21 protein-coding genes are annotated in these 18,000 nt (G+C 68.1%); 12 read left to right on the plus strand and 9 right to left on the minus strand.

Annotated features, from left to right (window positions below; genetic code table 11):
* Positions 1-27 precede the first annotated feature (27 nt).
* Genes C492_RS15065 through C492_RS15075 form a run of 4 tightly spaced genes read right to left on the minus strand, consistent with a single transcriptional unit; the run spans position 28 to position 3,099 of the window.
* A complete protein-coding gene (locus C492_RS15065; protein WP_008425110.1) occupies positions 28-930 on the minus strand; it encodes a glycosyltransferase family 2 protein in 903 nt (300 codons plus the stop codon).
* Positions 927-1,469, minus strand: coding sequence for a glycosyltransferase (locus C492_RS25405; RefSeq protein WP_239643449.1), 543 nt, complete (start codon positions 1,467-1,469; stop codon positions 927-929). Before C492_RS25405 ends, C492_RS15065 begins: the two co-directional genes overlap by 4 nt.
* 5 nt (positions 1,470-1,474) lie before the next feature.
* Positions 1,475-2,089 carry a glycosyltransferase gene (locus C492_RS25410; RefSeq protein WP_008425113.1) on the minus strand — a complete coding sequence of 205 codons (615 nt, stop codon included), beginning with the start codon at positions 2,087-2,089 and terminating at the stop codon, positions 1,475-1,477.
* Positions 2,086-3,099, minus strand: coding sequence for a glycosyltransferase (locus C492_RS15075; protein ID WP_008425115.1), 1,014 nt, complete (start codon positions 3,097-3,099; stop codon positions 2,086-2,088). Before C492_RS15075 ends, C492_RS25410 begins: the two co-directional genes overlap by 4 nt.
* A gap of 763 nt (positions 3,100-3,862) precedes the next feature.
* Here C492_RS15075 and trxA point away from each other — a divergent pair.
* From trxA to C492_RS15105, 6 genes are all read left to right on the plus strand, one after another.
* Positions 3,863-4,222 (plus strand): thioredoxin, encoded by a 360-nt coding sequence (trxA, locus tag C492_RS15080; protein ID WP_008425117.1) that lies wholly within the window; start codon positions 3,863-3,865, stop codon positions 4,220-4,222.
* A complete protein-coding gene (locus tag C492_RS15085; protein ID WP_008425120.1) occupies positions 4,219-5,271 on the plus strand; it encodes an NAD(P)/FAD-dependent oxidoreductase in 1,053 nt (350 codons plus the stop codon). Before trxA ends, C492_RS15085 begins: the two co-directional genes overlap by 4 nt.
* A gap of 190 nt (positions 5,272-5,461) precedes the next feature.
* On the plus strand, positions 5,462-6,166 hold the full coding sequence (locus C492_RS15090) for a sugar phosphate nucleotidyltransferase (protein ID WP_008425122.1): 705 nt from the start codon (positions 5,462-5,464) through the stop codon (positions 6,164-6,166).
* A gap of 318 nt (positions 6,167-6,484) precedes the next feature.
* Positions 6,485-7,510, plus strand: a complete 1,026-nt coding sequence (locus C492_RS15095; protein ID WP_008425123.1) for a Bug family tripartite tricarboxylate transporter substrate binding protein — start codon at positions 6,485-6,487, stop codon at positions 7,508-7,510.
* A 3-nt stretch (positions 7,511-7,513) separates the two neighbouring features.
* Entirely contained in the window at positions 7,514-8,047 is a 534-nt protein-coding gene (locus tag C492_RS15100) for a tripartite tricarboxylate transporter TctB family protein (protein ID WP_008425126.1), read from the plus strand.
* Positions 8,026-9,543: a tripartite tricarboxylate transporter permease gene (locus tag C492_RS15105; RefSeq protein ID WP_239643450.1), complete on the plus strand. Its 1,518-nt coding sequence runs from the start codon at positions 8,026-8,028 to the stop codon at positions 9,541-9,543. Before C492_RS15100 ends, C492_RS15105 begins: the two co-directional genes overlap by 22 nt.
* A gap of 14 nt (positions 9,544-9,557) precedes the next feature.
* Here the strand turns inward: C492_RS15105 and C492_RS15110 are convergent, their stop codons facing one another.
* Positions 9,558-9,917: a hypothetical protein gene (locus tag C492_RS15110; protein ID WP_008425130.1), complete on the minus strand. Its 360-nt coding sequence runs from the start codon at positions 9,915-9,917 to the stop codon at positions 9,558-9,560.
* A gap of 25 nt (positions 9,918-9,942) precedes the next feature.
* Entirely contained in the window at positions 9,943-10,659 is a 717-nt protein-coding gene (locus C492_RS15115; RefSeq protein WP_008425131.1) for a phosphoadenosine phosphosulfate reductase family protein, read from the minus strand.
* A gap of 301 nt (positions 10,660-10,960) precedes the next feature.
* Here C492_RS15115 and C492_RS15120 point away from each other — a divergent pair, with 301 nt between their 5' ends.
* Positions 10,961-12,100 carry a sugar-transfer associated ATP-grasp domain-containing protein gene (locus C492_RS15120; protein ID WP_008425133.1) on the plus strand — a complete coding sequence of 380 codons (1,140 nt, stop codon included), beginning with the start codon at positions 10,961-10,963 and terminating at the stop codon, positions 12,098-12,100.
* A 27-nt stretch (positions 12,101-12,127) separates the two neighbouring features.
* Here C492_RS15120 and C492_RS15125 read toward each other — a convergent pair whose 3' ends face one another.
* Positions 12,128-12,541 carry a hypothetical protein gene (locus tag C492_RS15125; protein ID WP_008425135.1) on the minus strand — a complete coding sequence of 138 codons (414 nt, stop codon included), beginning with the start codon at positions 12,539-12,541 and terminating at the stop codon, positions 12,128-12,130.
* 235 nt (positions 12,542-12,776) lie between these two features.
* Positions 12,777-13,547: a sensor domain-containing protein gene (locus C492_RS15130; RefSeq protein WP_008425137.1), complete on the minus strand. Its 771-nt coding sequence runs from the start codon at positions 13,545-13,547 to the stop codon at positions 12,777-12,779.
* A gap of 265 nt (positions 13,548-13,812) precedes the next feature.
* On the opposite strand from C492_RS15130, the gene C492_RS15135 reads away from it, so the two are divergent.
* The 4 genes from C492_RS15135 (at position 13,813) to C492_RS15150 (ending at position 15,587) form a co-directional block, all read left to right on the plus strand.
* Positions 13,813-14,154: a helix-turn-helix domain-containing protein gene (locus C492_RS15135; RefSeq protein WP_049893114.1), complete on the plus strand. Its 342-nt coding sequence runs from the start codon at positions 13,813-13,815 to the stop codon at positions 14,152-14,154.
* Positions 14,151-14,540, plus strand: coding sequence for a hypothetical protein (locus tag C492_RS15140; RefSeq protein WP_008425142.1), 390 nt, complete (start codon positions 14,151-14,153; stop codon positions 14,538-14,540). Before C492_RS15135 ends, C492_RS15140 begins: the two co-directional genes overlap by 4 nt.
* A complete protein-coding gene (locus tag C492_RS15145; protein ID WP_008425145.1) occupies positions 14,527-14,811 on the plus strand; it encodes a DUF7521 family protein in 285 nt (94 codons plus the stop codon). Before C492_RS15140 ends, C492_RS15145 begins: the two co-directional genes overlap by 14 nt.
* An 80-nt stretch (positions 14,812-14,891) precedes the next feature.
* On the plus strand, positions 14,892-15,587 hold the full coding sequence (locus tag C492_RS15150; RefSeq protein ID WP_008425147.1) for a sensor domain-containing protein: 696 nt from the start codon (positions 14,892-14,894) through the stop codon (positions 15,585-15,587).
* A gap of 162 nt (positions 15,588-15,749) precedes the next feature.
* On the opposite strand, the gene C492_RS15155 is transcribed toward C492_RS15150, so the two are convergent.
* Positions 15,750-16,592 (minus strand): DUF4097 family beta strand repeat-containing protein, encoded by an 843-nt coding sequence (locus tag C492_RS15155; protein WP_008425149.1) that lies wholly within the window; start codon positions 16,590-16,592, stop codon positions 15,750-15,752.
* A gap of 574 nt (positions 16,593-17,166) precedes the next feature.
* Between C492_RS15155 and C492_RS15160 the strand changes: the two genes are divergently transcribed.
* The gene (locus C492_RS15160; RefSeq protein ID WP_008425151.1) at positions 17,167-17,421 is read left to right on the plus strand and encodes a PRC-barrel domain-containing protein; all 255 of its coding nucleotides are present in this window, start codon (positions 17,167-17,169) and stop codon (positions 17,419-17,421) included.
* Positions 17,422-18,000 lie beyond the last annotated feature (579 nt).

An 18,000-nucleotide genomic window follows, 5' to 3' on the forward strand; every position in this document is an offset into this window, starting at 1 on the left:
ATCGCGAACGCGAAGCTGAGCGGACGTTCACCGTCCCAGCAGACGTTTCACCCGTCGCTTCGCGGCCATGCCGAGCGCGAACGTCGTCGGGGTCACGCAGGTCGCCAGGTGGACGTACGGGAACGGGCTCGTCGGGTGGAGCCGGATCGCCCTGGCGAGTTCCCGCCGCGCCGGCCCCAGTTCGTCGCGCTTCGCGTGGGCCAGCCCGAGGAGGTAGTGGTGGTGGGCGTGGCGCCGATCGGTCAGCACGTCGCCGTGGCGCTCGACGAGCTGGGCTTTCCCCGCGCGCCTCGCGTCCGGATCGAGCGAGATCGAGTCGGGCTGTCGGTAGTGTCTCGCCAGCACCGCCCCGAGCCCGTAGAGGTCGTACTCCCGGGCGACCCGCAGGTAGAACTCGTAGTCCTGTGAGGCGGCCATCGCCTCGTCGAGCTCGCCGACGGCGTCGAAGACCTCGCGTCTGAACGCCGTCGCGACGAAGCTACCGGGGACGTTCGCCTCGCCGAGGTCGGCGAGGGTCACGCGGCCCTCGGCGGTCGCCTCCGGTCCGAGGTAGGTCTCGCCGCGGTAGATGTCGTAGCCGTGGAAGACGCCGCCGTAGCGCTCGGGCAGCGACTCGAGGGCGTCGACGCAGGCCCCGTGCTTGCCGGGGTAGAACTCGTCGTCGGAGTCGAGGAAGGCGACGTACTCGCCCGAGGCCGCGCGGATCCCCGCGTTCCGGGCGGCGTTGGCCCCGGCGTTGTCCTCGAGCCGGCGGTACTCGATGCGGTCGTCGTCGTACTCGGCGACGACGGCCGGGGTGTCGTCGGTCGAGTCGTCGTCGACGATCACGTGCTCGAACGCCTCGTGGTCCTGTGCGAGGACGCTCTCGATCGCTCGCGGGAGCGTCTCCGCCCGGTTGTACGTCGGGGTGATAACTGAAACGGTGGTCATTCGTGTTCGGATCTCGTCGGTCTCGTCGCTCGATCGCCCGTGAGCCGTTCGTAGGCGGCCAGCAGTCGATCCCCCTCGATCTCCCAGCTGTACTCCGAGACGACCGCCTCGCGGCCGGCCTCGCCCATCCGCACTCTGGTCTCCGGCTCCGCGAGCAGCGCCGCGAGTTCCTCGGCGGCCCGCTCGAGGTCGGCCTCGGGGACCCGAACGCAGTAGGCGTCGGCGGCGTAGGGCTCGAGCGACGTGACCTCGGTCGACAGGACGGGGAGCTCGCAGTAGAGGGACTCGAAGAACTTCGTCGGGACGTTGCGGAGGAAACGGTCCTCGTCGACCAGCAGGAGTCCGACGTCGGCCGCCGCGAGGGACGAGAAGAGCTCGTCGTAGTCGACGTAGCCGAACAGTCGAACGTGCTCGGCGATCCCTTCCCGCTCCACGAACGCCCGGGCGGTGCGCTCGATTTCCTCGTCCTGGAACGGGCCGAGCAGCCAGAGTCCGACGTCGAGACCGCGCTCTCGCAGCCGAGCGGTAACCCGAAGCATGTTCATCAGCCCCCGCTCCCGGTCGACCCGCCGACGTAGGCCAGCACGTGCTCGTGGGTACGCTCGACGTCGACGCGGTCGGTCTCGATTTCACCGACCGTCGGCAGGTTTCGGACCGTCTCGACGGGCGCGCTCGTGCGCGCCTCGAGTCGCTCCCGGGTGGAGTCGTCCGCGGTAACGACGAGGTCGAACGCTCGGGTCAACGCCGCCTGGATCGCCGGAAACGACCGCCGTAACGCGGGTTTGACGGGGTCGGGGATCCACTCGCGAAGCCGGATCGCGTCCGCGTAGTCCTCGTGGACGTCGTAGACGACCTTCGCGTCGGTCGTCAGCGACAGCAGGACGCCGATCGGCAACAGCTCCGGATCGTGGAGGTGGTAGACGGCCGCGTCCTCGGCCCGAGCCGCCCGAAACAGCGTCGGGAGGTTCCGCCAGCGCTCGAGGCGGGTTTCGACGTCGCCGACCGAGCGCACGCGGACGCCGTTTCGCTCCGTCGACTCCTCGTGGTGGACGAGCAGCGTCGTCTGATATCCTGCGGCCGACAGCGTTCGCAGTTGCTTGTGGAAGATGCGCGGATCGAACGGGTAGTGGACCGACGAGAGGTGGACGACGCGGGTCACGGTTCCGATTCCCTCGAGGTCGTGTTCCAGGTGACGATGCTCTCCCGGCGCAGGAAGTTCCACAGGCCGGCGAGCATGCCGTAGTTCGCGACGAGGAAGAAGTGGGGGACGTGGACGACCGTGGGCGTCGAAACCGCGGCGCGATCGAGGGCCGCGCCGACGGCCGCGAGCCCGTGGAACGCGAGCTGTGCGCCGAACGCGGCGAGGTAGAGCGAGCTCGGAGCGACGAGAACGAGTCCGAGGTTCGAGAGGAACGCGCCCGCAAGGAAAAGCGGCGAGAGCCACCGGAGCACCTTGTGCGAGAGCAACTGGAACGAGAACAGCGGGTACCGAACCGGGTTCAGCAACGCGGCGTTGTTCGCGACGGTGTGCCACGATCGGGTGACGATCCGGAATCGGCGGGCGAGTTCGTCGTCGACCGTCGCCTCCGTGCGCTCCCGGGCGACCGCGTCGGCGGCGTACGCGACCCGCTGGCCGTTGCGCACGATCGCCAGCGGCTCCGCGAAGTCGCTGATCGCGTCCCGGCGGAGGGGGGCGTACGACGAGGCCCGAACCGCGTAGATCGCGCCGTTTCCGGTGACCGACGAGCCGACGGCCGACTCGAGGCGTTTGAGCAGCGACTCGTAGCGCCAGTAGACGGACTCGCCGTCGACCGCGCTCGAGTCCCGGTACGTGAGTTCGCCGACGACGCGGCCCACGTCCGGACCGAACGCCGCCACCAGCTCCCGGATCGCGTCGGGCCCGTACATGCTGTTGGCGTCGGAGAAGACGACGGCCTCCTCGTCGACGTGGTCGACGACCCGGTTCTGGCACTCGGTCTTGCCGACCCGCCTCTCGACGCGGACGAGTTCGACCCCCTCGTCGGCGTACGAGCGGACGATCTCGTCGGTTCGATCCGAGGACGCGTCGGAGAAGACGACGATCGACAGTCGGTCGGCGGGGTACTCGAGCGCCAGGCTGTTCTCGATCTTCTCCGCGATGATCTCCTCCTCGTTGTACGCCGCGATCACGAGCGCGACCGAGGGAAGGGTGTCGGATCCCGTCGAGTCGGGAGCCGAAATCAGCCGGGCCAGCAGCGCCAGCGCCGCGGGGTAGAGAAAATAAGAGTGGACCAGCAGGGGGCGGAGGTACCGAGGACGACCAGAAGCGTGAGTTCGAGCATGGTGTCGGCACGGACCCGCCCGGAACGGGTCGAAACGAACGCCTTACACCCGCCTTGCGCCAACGTCAAGTTCAAGCTTCCGACACGGACCGAACGCTACTGGGGCCACGATCCCTTCTACTGCGAGCGTCGAGACGTCGTTCGTGGACTTCCTCGAGGGATACCGAGACACTCGCCGATTCGGCCCTCGCCATCGAGCCGAGCGGGAGGGGAGGACCACGAGACCGCATCGCTCGGCTCGCGGACTTCGGCCGGTCCGACTCGCTTCCGTCGCGTACTGCGCTCGACTCCGGGTCGCCGTTGGGGCCGGGGTCCGGGGGAGCGACGGTTTCGGTTCGCTCGAGCAACCTGACGAACCGCGTCGGATCGTTCGATCGCCGTCCGCGATGCGGGCTCGCTGTCCGAAATATTTTGTACATATTGTGCAATCCTATATCGGCTTCCGATCCGAGGCCAATGCAAAGGGAGTTCCTAGAGTGTCTGTATTACGTATATTCGTCTCATTTCGATCTCCCATATTCGGATGTGAAGACGTTCGATCGAATCGGGGCATACTATATTGTACACTACCTACAAAACCTTTAAGCGGCTCCGACCCGTACGATGGCGTGATGACAACCGATGCAACCAGCCCCTCGGCGAACGAACCGACGAACGAACCGCTCTACATCGACGGCGAGGACCACCTCGAGACGGTCGTGAGCGACCGCGACGTCGTGCTCGTTGACTTCTACGCCGACTGGTGTGGCCCCTGCAAGATGCTCGAGCCCGTCGTCGAGACGATCGCGGCCGAGACCGACGCGACGGTCGCGAAGGTCGACGTCGACGCCAACCAGCAACTCGCCGCCGCCTACGGCGTCCGCGGCGTCCCCACGCTGTTGGTGTTCGCCGACGGCGAGCAGGTCGAACAGCACACCGGCGCCCTGCCGGAGGACCGACTCCGCAGCCTGATCGAGCGCTACACCGAATGAGCGGGGACTCGAACGCGGCCGTTCGCGACGTCGTAATCGTCGGCTCCGGCGTCGCCGGCCTCTCGGCCGCCGTCTACGCCGCGCGGGCCGACCTCGAGCCCCTCGTCCTCGAGGGGCCCGAGCCGGGCGGTCAGCTCACCCTGACCACCGACGTCGAGAACTACCTCGGCTTCCCCGAGGGCGTCGGCGGGATGGAGCTGATCCAGCGCGGGAAAGAACAGGCCGAACGGTTCGGCGCCGAGTTCGAACACGGCACCGTCGAGGACGCGACGCTCGAGGACCGCCCGTTCGAACTCGAGCTCGCGGACGGCGACGCCGTCCGGACGCGGTCGCTGATCGTCGCGACCGGCGCCAGCGCCCGCTGGGTCGGCGCCGACGGCGAGGACGAACTGATGGGCTACGGCGTCTCGACGTGTGCGACCTGCGACGGCGCCTTCCACCGCGGCGACGACGTCCTCGTGATCGGCGGAGGCGACTCGGCGATGGAGGAGGCGCTGTTCCTCGCGAAGTTCGCCGACTCGGTGACGGTCGTCCACCGGCGCGACGAGCTGCGCGCCTCCGAGGTCATGGCCGAACGGGCCCGGAACCACGAGAAGATCGCCTTCCGCTGGAATACCGAGCTGCTCGAGATCCACGGCTCCCGAGAGGAGGGAGTCACCGGCGCGACGCTCGTCGCCCACCCCGACGGCCACCCGACCGAGAAGCTCGAGGAGACCGCGGCGCCGCGGGCCGCGAGCGAGGTCGAGCGCGAAACGGTCGACGTCGGCGGGATCTTCTACGGCGTCGGCCACGTCCCCAACACCGACTTCCTCGAGGACACCCCGGTCGAACTCGCCGACTCGGGCCACCTGGAGACCCTCGAGGGGATGACGACCGAGACCGCGGTCGAAGGCGTCTTCGGCGCGGGCGACGTGATGGATCCCGACTACCGCCAGGCCGTAACCTCGGCGGGAACCGGGAGCATGGCCGCCCTCGACGCGGAGGCGTGGCTCGAGGCCGAAGCCGCGCGTCCGGAGCTGCAGCCGTCCGACCCCGCGCCGAGCGTCTAGACCCGGCGCTGGCCGATCGGAAACAGGAGGGTCGGAACAAGCGTCACCTGGCGCCGTGCGAACGCCCCGACCGAGTGGACGACCGGGGAGCGCGGGTATCTGTTTTGTGGTTCGCGGTGAGTCCTCGAGTGCGCACCCGCGGCACGGAACGTCCTCGAGACTTTTCTCGGCCGAGGGGCTACGTGAGCGTATGAAGGGAGTCGTTCCCGCCGCAGGCGAGGGGACGCGACTGCGTCCGCTGACCGAGGACAGACCCAAGGGACTCGTCGAGGTCGACGGCCGACCGATCCTGAGTCGCGTCTTCGAGACGCTGCTCGAGGCCGGCGTCGACGGGCTCGTGGTCGTCGTCGGCTATCGCAAGGCACAGATCGTCGACCGCTACGGCGACGCCTACCGGGACGTGCCGATCACGTACGTCCACCAGCGCGAACGGAGGGGACTCGGCCACGCGGTCTCGCTCGCGGAGTCCCGCGTCGAGGAGCCGTTCGTCGTTCTGAACGGCGACAACGTCTTCGAGGGCGGGATCGATCCTGCCGTCGAGCGCGTCCGCTCGACCGACGCGGCGGCCGCGGTGCTCGTCGAGGAGGTCGAGCGGGAGACCGCCCGCGAGACGGGCGCGGTCGCCCTCGAGGACGGTCGCGTCGCGGGGATCGTCGAGAAGGCCGACGACCCGCCCTCGCGGCTGGTGACGACGGGGTGTTACGTGCTGTCGCCGAAGATCTTCCACGCGCTCGCGCTCGCTCGCCCCGCAGACAGCGGCGAGTGCGAACTCAGCGAAGCCGTCGGCCTCCTGGCGGCGGCGGGACGGCGCGTCGACCCCGTTCGGCTGCCGGGTTCGCGAGTCAACGTCAATACGCCGGCCGACCTCGAGCGAGCCGAGCGACTGCTCGAATAGGCTCCGTTCCGTACGCGAGATCGGATCCCGTCTCGAGGCGTCCCCGTACCGGTCGGGGCGATCGGGAGGTCTATCATTATTTTTCTTTGCACACGCAGGCAGAACCCCCAACCCTAACTGAGTTGTTACTAGTAAACGTAATAGTAGTAACAATTCGGAACCCGGACGGTCGGCGGACGAATCGACGGCGCTTGCGGGTTCCCGCCGCCGGTTCCGACGCCGACGCGTGCGGTTCGGTACTGGTTCGTCGCGAATCGGCCCGGCGACCGCCCCCGGCCGGGCGAACGGGCGTGCTCGAGGGGGCGACGGACAGTAACAATGTCATCCACAGACCTCGGTAGACGGGAGTTTCTCGCGGCCGGCGTCACGGGACTCTCGGTAACGGCGGCCTACGGCGCCGACGCGCTCGGCGTCACCGAACGGTTCGACGAGCAGCGGGTTACGGCGATCGTCCCCTGGGCGCAGGGCGGGGGCACCGATCGATCGATGCGGATCACGACGCCGGCGTGGTCGGATCGCCTCGGCATCGAGTTCGTCGTCGAGAACTACCCCGGCGGTTCGACCCAGGTCGGCGGCGAGGAGCTGTACAACGCCGATCCGGACGGCACCACGGTCGCGATGTGGAACATGCCCCAGATGCAGGCTACCTGGCTGTTTCAGAACGCGCCCTACCAGATGGAGTCGTTCGACTACCTGGGCACCCACCACTGGGATCCGACGATGTGGTTCGCCCCGCCCGACCGGCCGTACGACGACCTCGAGGAATTCGTCGAGTACGCCCGCGAGAACGGCGCGACCGTGGGGATCACCTCCGCGATCGGGAACACGGCGCTGTCGGCGTTACTGGTCGCGGAGACGTACGATCTGGATCTGACGATCGTCAACATGGAGGGGGGCTCCGGGGTCCGACAGGCCGTCCTCGCGGGCGACGTCGACGCGGGCGTCAACCAGCCGTGGGCGTTCAACCCCGACTACGTCGGCGACGTGCTCGCGCTGGGCTCGCACACCGCCGAGCCCCAGGACCTGTGGCCCGACACGCCGTCGTTCGCCGACCTCGGCCTCGAGGACGTCCCCCTCGTCGAGGAGGGGCTCGGCCAGTGGAAGCTCGTGGTCGTTCCCGGCGGTCTCAGAGAGAACCATCCCGATCGGTTCGAACGGCTCGCCGAGACCTACTCGGCGGTGTTCGACGACGAGTCGTTCCTGACCGAAGCGGGAAATCAGGGCGGACTCGACGAGATCCTGGAGTACCGCGGCCCCGACGAGACCGCGGCCGAGGTCGAGGCCACCTCGCAGTTCATGGAAACGTACGCGGACGTCGTCGAGAACTTCATCTACGACGAATAACGTATGACAGGGATCACACCGCCGGTCGTCACCGTCGCGGCCGGCTCGCGGACGGTCGAGATCGACACGGGCGAACTGCTGTTTCCGGGACTCGTCCTGGCGTTCTGTCTGTTCTACTACTGGGACACGCGGGCGCTACCGGAGCTGTCGATGCTGTACGCGGGGCCGCTGTTGTACGCGACGATCGCGCTCGCGCTCGTCACCGCGGCGGTTCAGGCCGTCTCGGTCGGCGGCGGGGACGGCTCGTCCGACGAGCGAGTCGAGAGCGCGGCCGCCGCGTTCGATCCGGACACCGACGCCGGGCCGGACGACGAGGGGATCTTTACCGTGCGAAGCGCGGCGCTGCTGGTCGCGCTCACCGCGGGGTACGTCCTCGCCCTCGAGCCGATCGGCTTTCTCACCGCGACGGTCGCCTTCCTCGCGGCCACGCTGTACCTGTTCGGCGAGCGCAATCCGCTGGCGCTGGCGGGGTACTCGCTGGGCTTCGCGGTCGGCGTCTGGCTCGTGTTCGTCCAGTGGCTGATGATCCCCCTGTGACCATGTTCGGACTCCTCGCTCCCGCGGCGATCGACGGCGCGCTCGGCATCCTCGCGAGCCCGTACGTCCTGTTCGCGATCCTGCTGGGGACGGCCGTCGGGATCGTCTTCGGGGCGATCCCCGGCTTCTCCGCGACGATGACGATCATCCTCTTTACCCCCGTGACGATCCCCTTCGAGCCGACCACGGCGCTGATCTTCCTGGTTTCGGCCTACGGCGGGGCTGTCTACGGCGGCTCGATCCCGGCGATCCTCATCAACACCCCCGGCGCCCCGGGCTCGATCGTCACCTGCTGGGACGGCTACGAGCTCACCAAGCAGGGGCGGGCGATCTACGCGCTCGCGGTTTCGGCGATCGTCTCCGGGCTCGCCGGGCTGATCGCGGCGACCGTGTTGCTGATCTTCGCCCCGCCGATCTCCGAGTTCGCGTTGAACTTCGGCAACCCGGAGATGTTCCTGCTCGCGGTGTTCGCGCTGACGATCATCCCCGCTGCGAAGGGATCCTCGCTCTCGAAGGCCCTGCTCGCCGGGGCGTTCGGGCTGTTGATCGGCACCGTCGGGAACGACCCCCAGCTCGCCCAGCCCCGCGCCACGTTCGGACAGACGGCGCTGCTCGAGGGCGTCGACTTCGTCGTCGTCCTCATCGGGCTGTTCGTGCTGGCGGAGGTGTTCTGGCTGGCCTACCGGGGGACCGTCGTCACCGGAGATCACACCGTCCAGCGGGGCGTCTCGGAGGTGTACGACGCGGCTCGAGCGGTCGCGTCCCGCCCCGCGGCGTTTCTCCGCGGCGCCCTCATCGGGACGTTCATCGGAGCGCTGCCCGGCGCCGGCGCGGACGTGGCGAACTTCGTCTCGTACAACGAGGCCAAGCGCTGGGCGAACGACGAGTTGGCCGACCGCTTCGGCAGCGGGATCATCGAGGGCGTCATCGCGGCGGACTCGAGCAACAACGCCACCCAGGGCAGCGCGCTGATCCCGACGCTGACCCTCGGGATTCCCGGCAGCGGCGCGACGGCGGCGTTGCTGGGTGCGATCGCACTCCACGGGCTGAACCCGGGTCCCGCGCTGTTCGACTCCTCGGGCGACATCGTCTACGCGATGATCCTCTCGCTGTTCGTGGGCAACGCCCTGATCCTCGTCTACGGGCTGGCCGGCTCGCGGTACTTCGGGAAGTTCGCGTACATCCCTATTCGCTATATCATTCCCTCGGTAGCGGTGCTCGCGGTCGTCGGCGGGTTCGCGGTTCGGAACGCGCCGGTCGACCTCTACATCGTCCTGTTGTTCGGGCTGCTCGGCGTGGTGCTCGTCGTCTACGACTATCCGCTGGTCAGCCTCGTGCTGGGGGTGATCCTCGGAGACATCGCCGAGTCGGGGTTCGTCACCGGGTGGCTGCTGACCGGCGAGAGCGCCGCCGCCTTCCTCTTTAACAGCTACATCGCCATCGGGCTGCTCGTCCTCATCGCGCTCTCGCTGGTCGTTACCGCGATCAAAAACTGACGGGTCGCCGAGGCCTACGAGACCGCGCGCAGCTCCTCGGAGCGCTCGAGGTCGCCGAACTCGTCGTCGTCGACCCGCTCGTGGAACTCGACGCGCGATCGGGTCCAGGAGCCGGCCTCGAGTTCCTCGGCCGCGATGACGCCCTCGCTGGCGGGCAGCTCGAGCCGTTCGACCGCCTCCTCGTCGGCCAGCACCGAGTAGCGGACGCTCCCGCCCTCGACGCCTTCCTGGACCGAGCTCGGCAGGTAGAGCGGACGCCTGATCGAGACCGGGAGCTCGGTTCCGTCCTCGAGGTGGAGGACGAGCTCGTCGTCGTCGGTCCTCCCGAGCAGGCGGTCCGCGATCTCGTCCGGGGACTGTTTTTCGGCGGTCATCGTGGATCGGTGGATTCGATCGTCATCAGTCGCTCGCCTCCGGTTCCGTCCCGTCGCCGACCCGACGGATGCTGTCGTAGGCGAACAGCGGGTCGCCGTCGAGGGTGCACTGCTTGCAGCCGAGACACTCGAAGCCCTCGTCGTAGAGGTCGTTGTACGGGATCTCCCGGCGCTCGTGGTACTCCCAGACGTCCTCGGTCGTCCAGTGGACGATCGGGTTGATCCGGGTCACTTCCGCTTTCTCCTCGAAAAAGTCGAGGTGCTTGCGCCAGTCGTAGCTGCCCTCGCCCTCGCCGTCGTCGAGCCCCTCGTCGATCCGGTAGCCGGTGATCCAGCCGTCGTGGCCGTCGACCATCCGTTCCATCGGCGCCGACTTGAGCGTCTGGCAGCACAGGTCCGGCTTGCGCTGGTTCACGCGGGGGCCGTGTTCGACGACGAGCTCCTCGTAGCTCGAGTCCGGTTCGTAGGTCTCGAAGGAAACGCCGTAGCGGTCCTCGAGCGTCTCCTTCATCCCCCAGGTCGCCTCGAAGTGGTTCCCGTGGTCGAGAAAGGACAGCGCGACGTCGGCCTCGAGGTCGACGCTCGAGCGCGCGAGGAGGTCTAAGACGGCGTTGGAGTCCTTTCCGAAACTGCAGGTGAAGGTTGGGTCGTCGAACTCGGATCGGGTCTCCTCGAGCACCTCGAGGGACTTCTCGAGCTTCTCGTCGAAGCTGGCGGATTCGATGTCGATGTCAACTGCCATGGGTGAATCTGGGACGACGGTCGTGCTGAACGCGCCGGTACGGTGGATCGGAGTGCATGGTATTGAGTCTCTCTCGCGGTACAGAATCCCATCACCGTGGGTCGGAAGGGGGTTGTGCCTGCAAGTCCGGGGTGCTCGAATACGGGTTCGAGGGGCTCGAACGGCGCGTCTCGGCGCGCTCTCGAGGCCGAGACGGGCCGAACCGTCCGATGTCGCGTCGAGACGAGAACCGAGGCCGCCGGACGTTCCCCTGCGGGTGGGAAGCACAACGTTCACGATCGGCGCCCGAGAGGTACCCGCTATGAACGTTCGCGAGGCGTACTTCACGGCACAGGGGATCCGCGACTTCCTCGCCACCGAGCGGGAGCTCCCGTCGTACTCGCAGTCGCTCTCGCGCCGGCTCGCGCTCTGGCGGCGCGGCTTTCTGAGCAGGGCCGGCGTGATCTACGACTTCGAGCGGTACGATCCCGCGGCCTTCGTCAGCGACTACCAGCGGTACGTGGGGACGAAAACCATCAACGGGACGTGGTCGATCGCGCTCTCGAACAAGCTGTTTTTCGACTGGCTGATGCGCTCTTACCCCGACCATCGGATGGCCGTTCACGGGCTCATCCGAAGCGGAACCTTCCACGAGATCGACGACGCCGACGACTCGTCGCCGCCGGCGATCGGCGGCGGAGAATCGGCCGCGCTCGAGGCGACCGTCGACGCGAGGACGAGCGCCGTCGCCGACGCCGGCGAGCGGGTCGCCGACCGACTCGACGCGGACGGCAAGCTCGTCCTCAAGTGGGTCAGAGGCGGCGGCGGAAACAACGTCCTGCTGTGCTCGCGGACCGACGACGGCTACGAGATCAACGGCGAGCGCTACGATCGGGGGGCGCTGATCTCGCGGATCGACGGCCTCGAGGACTACCTCGTCTGCGAACACGTCGAACAGGGTCCGTACGCGGCCGAGCTCTACCCCGAGACGCCGAACACGATTCGCGCACTCACGATGTACGACGAGGACCGCGAGGAGGCGTTCATCGCGGCCGCGGTCCAGCGGATCGGAACGGACGCCTCGGGCTCGATGGACAACTTCTCGCAGGGCGGACTCAGCGCCCGGATCGACCTCGAAACCGGAGAGTTCGGGCGGGCCGCACAGCTCCCGCAGGGTAGCGGCCGCCTCGAGTGGCACGTCCGCCACCCCGAGACCGGAGCGCGGATCGAGGGCGAGCGGGTGCCGGCCTGGGAGGCGATCCGCGAGGACGTCCGGGGACTGGCCTCGAGCCTTCCGACGATCCCCTACGTCGGGTGGGATCTGGTGGTCACCGACGACGAGGGGTCGTTCAAGGTCATCGAAGCGAACAGCTACCCCGGACTCAAGGCGATGCAGGTCCACGAGCCGCTGCTGGCCGACGATCGCGTTCGGCGGTTCTACGAGCGCCACGGCGTCCGTTGAGACGGCGAACGAACGCCGACTGCCGGTTCACTCGACGCGGAGTTCGTCGTCGTTCTCGACGTGCTCGGCGTCCCAGCGGATCGTGAACGTGGTGCTTCGTTCGGCCCCCGCGTTCAGGAGGTCGGAATCGGTATCGATCGCGATGTCGAACGCGCACGTCCGCGGCGGGTTGATCGTCGCGCTCTCGTTGCCCGCGATCACCGTGACCTTGTCGCCGACGCTCGCGGCGCGGTCCGGATCGCGGTCTCCGGTCGCATCGGCGTCGGCGGTCCGGCGGTCCGTTCTCGAGGCCTCGGGTGCGTCGGTTCCGCTCGTTCCGGCGGCGGTGCCGCGGGTCGCGTTCTCGGTCCGCGTCTCCGGATCGAGTTCGTCGGCGAACTCCCGGAGGTACGCGGCGATTTCCGATCGGGTCCGCTCCTGTGTCGTCTCGAGCGTTGCCATACCGATTACACAACGATCCGACCAATGAGCGTGTGGCCTGCATGTTAACCATCGAAAGGCGCGCACGGACCGCTACTGCAGCATCTGCCTTGTGATAGGTACCTATCGTAGTTAAAGTACCTTACCTTGGCCACCTATCGTAGATAGTGTGCCTACTTCTCCCGCTAACCCGCGGACCAGCCGCGCAGTCGACGAGATCCGACGAGGATGTCCCGGGGCTCGCCGATCCGAGCTGTTAGGCCGAACCGACCAGCGCGGTCGGCTCGTACCCGTCCGCGAGCAGGAGACGGGCGTACCGAGCGAACAGCCCCGCGAGCGCGTTCAGCGCGTGCAGCGTGAGCAGTCCGAGGACGATCCCTCCGGCGGCGACGGCGAGTGCCCCCGGGAGCGTCGTGATCTCCCAGTAGCCGACCGTCACGACCGCCTCGAACCCGACCAGCAGCTGGTTCCAGGCCAGATAGACGGTCTGGTGGAACTCCGGCGCCCGGTCGGTGACGACGCCGACGTACAGCCCGGGCTGGTCGTAGTACAGCGGAACCAGCACCATCGCCAGCGCCGTCGACAGCGCCGTCGTCAGGAGGGTAAACGAAACGGTCCCCAGCAGGAAGACCGACGGGAGGTAGAGCAGCGGCGTCCAGGTCCGGAGGTCGGTCGCCAGATCGAGCGCTCGGTCCCGCCGTCGCTCCCCCTCGAGTTCGCGTCTGGCGCCGACCTCGACCGGGAGCAGGAGGGTCACCAGCCGGCGCTCGAACTGGGCGGCAAGCAGCGCCGACCCGACGGCGAACGCCAGGATCGGGATCCCGACGAGCAGTATCGAGAGCCCGATCCCGATCGAGATTCCGACGACGAGGAAGACGAAGTAGAGTAGTCCGAGCGGGAAGGCAAGCAGCAGGTACGCCAGGCGACGGTAGGTCTCCCGGCGAACCGGAACCGAGAGGAACCACCGGAGCCCGCGGGTGAACCGGTCGACGGTCGTCCCTGCGGTTCCGGTCCTCGTGGAACCCATTGCACGAACAATCCCCTGCGCGGAGAATAAACGTTGGCCCGCCGACCGTTCGATCTCGACCGTGCCGTCCGAGTCGATCGTCCCCTCGTTCGCAGCGGTCGTCCCGAACGACCTCGTTCGCGGAGTCGTCCCGAACGGACTATCGGGCACGGCCGTCGGTGCGGCCCCACCACGGGCGCGCCGGGGCCGACGGACGACGATCCGCGTCGAGTCGCGTCCTCGTTCCGGGAAACACCCATTGGGCCGGCCCGAGTACCGACGGCCGATGGCCGACGACGGCGAGGTCGACGTCGTCGAAATCCTCGGCGACGACTACGTCAAGACGATCCTCGTCCGCACCTCCGACGAACCCCAGTCGGTACGGGCGCTGAGCGACGCCTGCGACGCGGACCCCTCGACGATCTACCGGCGCGTCGAGCGACTCACCGAGGCCGACCTGCTCGAGGCCCACCAGCAGCTCGATCCGGACGGCCACCACCACAAGGTGTACGCGGCCCGCCTCCGCGAGGTGCGGATCCGCCTCGCCGAGGAGGGGTACGACGTCGAGATCGAACGGACGGAATCGGCTGCGGACCGATTCACCCGGCTCTACGAGGGGTTCAAATGAGTCCGGAAACGGTTCCCGCCGTCGCGTCGCCGACGGGGTCGCTCCCGAGGACGGGCGTCGACGTCGTCCTCGCGGACGGCGTTCGCGCCGCGACCGTCGGGGGCTCCCCGCCGGTGGTCGCGCTGGTGTTTCTCTCGCTCGTCCTCGCGACGGTGCTGTCGGTGTACCTGGCGGTGCGGCTCTATCGGGGCTACCGCGCCGGAGGCGGGCGAGGGATGCTCCTGCTCGGCGTCGGGCTCGTGTTGCTCACCACCGTGCCGATGCTCCTGCGGCTCGCGCTGTCGAACGTCGGCGTCGTCGAGACGGTCTGGCAGGAGACGATCGCCACCGCCTGCCAGCTGGTCGGGCTCGTTGTCATCCTAGAGGTGATCCATGATCGCCGTTGATCCCGCCGCAGTGCTGTTCGCGACGGCGCTCGCGACAGCGGTCGTCGGCCTGGTCGTCGCCGGCTACGCCTACCGGGGGTACCGCCGCAACGACAGCCTCGCGATGTTTTACCTCGCGGTCGGGATCGCGCTGATCGCCGCCGGGCCCGTCGTCGTCAGCTACGGGGTCGCGCCGCTGCTCTCGCTGTCGGACGCCGCCAGCCTGCTCGGCGTCCTCTGGGTGACCATCGCCGGGCTGGTAGCGATCCTCTACTCGCTCGAAGGTACCTAGCATTTAACTTTTTCGCGCAGTGGTCGGCTCGACAGCCCGCGATCCCGTTTTACCGGGTTCGGGGCGGTCGATTCGTTCGTATGCCACCGAACCAACCCGACGCCGCCGGCGACGGCGGCGCGTTGCCGACCGACGCGCTCCGAACCGGTAGCGATCGCCCGTTCTACGCCGCGCCGATCGACCCCTGGACGTACCGATCGCTCGCGTACGTCCTGCTGGCTTTCCCGCTCGGGATCGCGTACCTCGTCTCGATCACCGTCGGCGCGTCGATGACCCTCGGACTGAGTCTCACCCTGCTCGGTCCGGTCGCGCTGGTCGCGACGCTGCTGTCGATCGTCGCGCTCGCCCGACTCGACGGTGCACTCACCCGCGGACTGCTCGCCGTCGACGTCGCCCCGTCGATCCCGCCGACCGACCGGGGGCTCGCCGCGTTCCTGAAACGGCTCGTGTTCGGCCGCGAGACGTGGTTCGGCGCGGCGTATCTCGGCTGGAAGATCCTGCTGGGAATCTGTGGCTTCGTCGTCCTCGTCGTCGGGGTCTCGCTCGCGACGAGCCTGCTCGTCGCGCCCGCGGTCTACGGCGCGGACCTCGTCGTCTACGCCGTCATCGCCGACCCGGTCGTGATCGGGACGCTCCCGCGGGCGCTGGGTGCTGCGGTCGCGGGGCTGCTCGCGCTGGTCGCGACGCTGTACCTCGCGAACGTTCTCGGACGCCTCTCCGCGCTCGTCGCCGCGGTGCTGCTCGACTCGCGGACGAAGTCCCGGACGACGGCGTGAACCCTCGAGGAACGCGTTCCCGCCGATAGCCGGGAGAGAACGGCGCCGGAACTGACGCGAGAGAAAACGGCATTGGGACGGACCGCGTCGGTAGCGGTTCCGATCGACGTTCGCGCCTGGCGACGACTTCGAATTCGTGCAGCGTCGAGACCGAGGCCTGGCCTATTCTTCGAGCGCCGAGACGGAGACCTCGCCCGTACTCGTCTCGATCCGGAGTCGCGGCCCGCCCTCCCCGAGGGCGGCGCTGACGCGATCGTCCTCGCGGCGGTACTCCTCGAGTCCCAGCCCGTCGGCGTCGATCTCGAGGCTGCCGGTACCGGTTCGGGCCTCGAGGTCGGCGTCGATCGTCGGCGAGAGGGCTACCTCGACGCTACCGGTGCTCGCCGAGAGCACCGTATCGCCGTCGATCGCCGGCACTGCGGCCTCGATACTGCCCGTGCTCGCGGTCACGTCGCCGACGGCCGCGACGTCCTCGATCTCGATCCCGCCCGTGCTCGTCTCGGCCGTGACCGTCCCGTCGACGTCCCTGATCTCGACGCTGCCCGTGCTCGAGCGGGCCTCGAGATCCCCGGTGACGTCGGTGACGGTCACCTGCCCGGTTCCCGTGCGGAGCCGATCGACCGACAGCGCCTCCGGGAGCGCGACGTCGAGATCCATCGCGGGCTCGCTCTCGAACCAGCCCGTGTCGCCGTCGTAGGTCGCCTGCAACTCGAGGACGTCGCCGTCTCGGGTCGACTCGAGTTCGAGCGCCTCGAGGTCGGTCCGGATCGAGCTCGACTGCTTCTCGATCTCCAGCCCGATCGCCTCGCGGTCGTCGCCGGTGACCGTCAGGTCGCCGGCCGAACCGGTGATCGCGATCGCCGCGGCGTCCTCGGGATCGATCGTCCGGCTCTCGGCGAGGCGGCGACCGACGAACGGCGTCGAGCCGGTACAGCCCGCGAGCGCCGCCGTCCCCGCGGCCGACAGTCCGGCGAGCAGTCGCCGCCTCGTGTTGGTCGGTTCCATACTCGAGTCGACGGGCGCGAGCCCCCTGTAAGGTGAGGCGAGACTGGCGACTCGCCACACGGTCCCCAACAGTTATGTAGGAAAACGCCGCCCAGGTCGAGCCGGAACGGTCAGGTCGGTGCGATTGGGGAGACAGGTCCGCGAACGAAAGCCTCCCGCCGGGGCGTGAAACACCACCTCGAGGGTAACACGGCAAGTCCTCGAGGTAACACGGCGGGTCGGCGCCGTCCCGGCGTCGTCGTCCGCTCCGGAAGAAGGGAGGCCGCGGCGCGAACCGAGAGGTACTTTTGTGCTCGGAGCAACGTTCGTATGACCAGCAGCGCATCCCAGGTGTCTCCCGTTCGGGCGACATTCCGTTGCTGGTTCGCAATCGTGGTTCAGTGGTGCCCCCCGACGGTCGGTCGGGGGCTTCCTTCCGTTCGATGCTCGATAGCGGCCGCGCCGCCGGTTTCGGTGCCGTCGATTCTCGAGGCGACGGGTCGAGACGAGGTCGAGAGCCGTCGGCAGAACGGACCGCTCTCGAAAGCTGCGACGGATCCCACGATGTTTAGTGGGCGTCCGTGAAACGACGGGTATGACGACCTGTTTGGCGCGACAACTGCAGGGAAAGCCGATCGTCGGCATCGACGGCACCGACTACGGAACGCTCGACAACATCACGATGGGCGTCGAGTCGGGCCGGATCAGCGAGCTGGTCATCCGACCGCAGGATCGGCCGCCGGCGCGGATCGAGACCGACTCCGACGGTCGGTTCCGGCTGCCGCTCGATCGGATCGAGAACATCGACGACAGGATCGTTATCGGGCCGGGCGACTCGGCGTCCGACTAGCGGAACGGCCCCGGCTGGTCGGCGGCGACGCACTCCGAATCCGCGCCTCGAGTACTCGTCGGGTACGGCTCCGTAGATACGGTCCTCGGAGGGCGCTACGAACTCGACCTCGGAGGACACTACGAACTCGAGGCGTTCCACGTGCGGGACCCTCTCCCTTTCCGCGTATGGGTCCCTCCCCCCGTGTGCGAAATGAAATCGGCTGCGAACGGGGTGGGGGAACCGACGGGCCGGCTACGAACGGGAGATGAGGACCGACGGGGAGCCGACTCGAGGGCCGGAGCCGGGCGAGCCGCGAGATATGCCGGGTCGAACTCCGAACGGCACGTCGGACGCGAAAGAGATGGTCGTCGAATTCCGTGGGTTGGGATCTGTCCCGGACCGGTCTCGGAATAGTACCGTTTCCTTCGACTCGGTCTATATCCAGTGCGGTTCCTGTTTCTATAGAAAAATCATAAAACCACCGCTTCTAGAGTAGCCCGCTCGCGAGGATTGGCGGTCCGATCGCGTGACGTGTCGGATCGGCGCTCGTTCGCGGGGATTTCGATCGACAGAACGAGTCTCGAGCGTCCACCCCGC

Source organism: Natronococcus jeotgali DSM 18795, from assembly GCF_000337695.1.
Lineage (GTDB): Archaea > Halobacteriota > Halobacteria > Halobacteriales > Natrialbaceae > Natronococcus > Natronococcus jeotgali.

Excerpts from the sequence above, each read along its gene's own strand:
- C492_RS15160 (WP_008425151.1), top strand. The coding sequence starts at position 17,167 with ATGACGACCTGTTTGGCGCGACAACTGCAGGGAAAGCCGATCGTCGGC.
- C492_RS15120 (WP_008425133.1), top strand. The coding sequence starts at position 10,961 with ATGAACGTTCGCGAGGCGTACTTCACGGCACAGGGGATCCGCGACTTC.
- C492_RS15140 (WP_008425142.1), top strand. The coding sequence starts at position 14,151 with ATGAGTCCGGAAACGGTTCCCGCCGTCGCGTCGCCGACGGGGTCGCTC.
- C492_RS15150 (WP_008425147.1), top strand. The coding sequence starts at position 14,892 with ATGCCACCGAACCAACCCGACGCCGCCGGCGACGGCGGCGCGTTGCCG.
- C492_RS15130 (WP_008425137.1), bottom strand. The coding sequence starts at position 13,547 with ATGGGTTCCACGAGGACCGGAACCGCAGGGACGACCGTCGACCGGTTC.
- C492_RS15115 (WP_008425131.1), bottom strand. The coding sequence starts at position 10,659 with ATGGCAGTTGACATCGACATCGAATCCGCCAGCTTCGACGAGAAGCTC.
- C492_RS15095 (WP_008425123.1), top strand. The coding sequence starts at position 6,485 with ATGTCATCCACAGACCTCGGTAGACGGGAGTTTCTCGCGGCCGGCGTC.
- C492_RS15085 (WP_008425120.1), top strand. The coding sequence starts at position 4,219 with ATGAGCGGGGACTCGAACGCGGCCGTTCGCGACGTCGTAATCGTCGGC.
- C492_RS15065 (WP_008425110.1), bottom strand. The coding sequence starts at position 930 with ATGACCACCGTTTCAGTTATCACCCCGACGTACAACCGGGCGGAGACG.
- C492_RS15090 (WP_008425122.1), top strand. The coding sequence starts at position 5,462 with ATGAAGGGAGTCGTTCCCGCCGCAGGCGAGGGGACGCGACTGCGTCCG.
- trxA (WP_008425117.1), top strand. The coding sequence starts at position 3,863 with ATGACAACCGATGCAACCAGCCCCTCGGCGAACGAACCGACGAACGAA.
- C492_RS15145 (WP_008425145.1), top strand. The coding sequence starts at position 14,527 with ATGATCGCCGTTGATCCCGCCGCAGTGCTGTTCGCGACGGCGCTCGCG.
- C492_RS15125 (WP_008425135.1), bottom strand. The coding sequence starts at position 12,541 with ATGGCAACGCTCGAGACGACACAGGAGCGGACCCGATCGGAAATCGCC.
- C492_RS15110 (WP_008425130.1), bottom strand. The coding sequence starts at position 9,917 with ATGACCGCCGAAAAACAGTCCCCGGACGAGATCGCGGACCGCCTGCTC.
- C492_RS15100 (WP_008425126.1), top strand. The coding sequence starts at position 7,514 with ATGACAGGGATCACACCGCCGGTCGTCACCGTCGCGGCCGGCTCGCGG.
- C492_RS25405 (WP_239643449.1), bottom strand. The coding sequence starts at position 1,469 with ATGCTTCGGGTTACCGCTCGGCTGCGAGAGCGCGGTCTCGACGTCGGA.
- C492_RS15135 (WP_049893114.1), top strand. The coding sequence starts at position 13,813 with ATGGCCGACGACGGCGAGGTCGACGTCGTCGAAATCCTCGGCGACGAC.
- C492_RS15155 (WP_008425149.1), bottom strand. The coding sequence starts at position 16,592 with ATGGAACCGACCAACACGAGGCGGCGACTGCTCGCCGGACTGTCGGCC.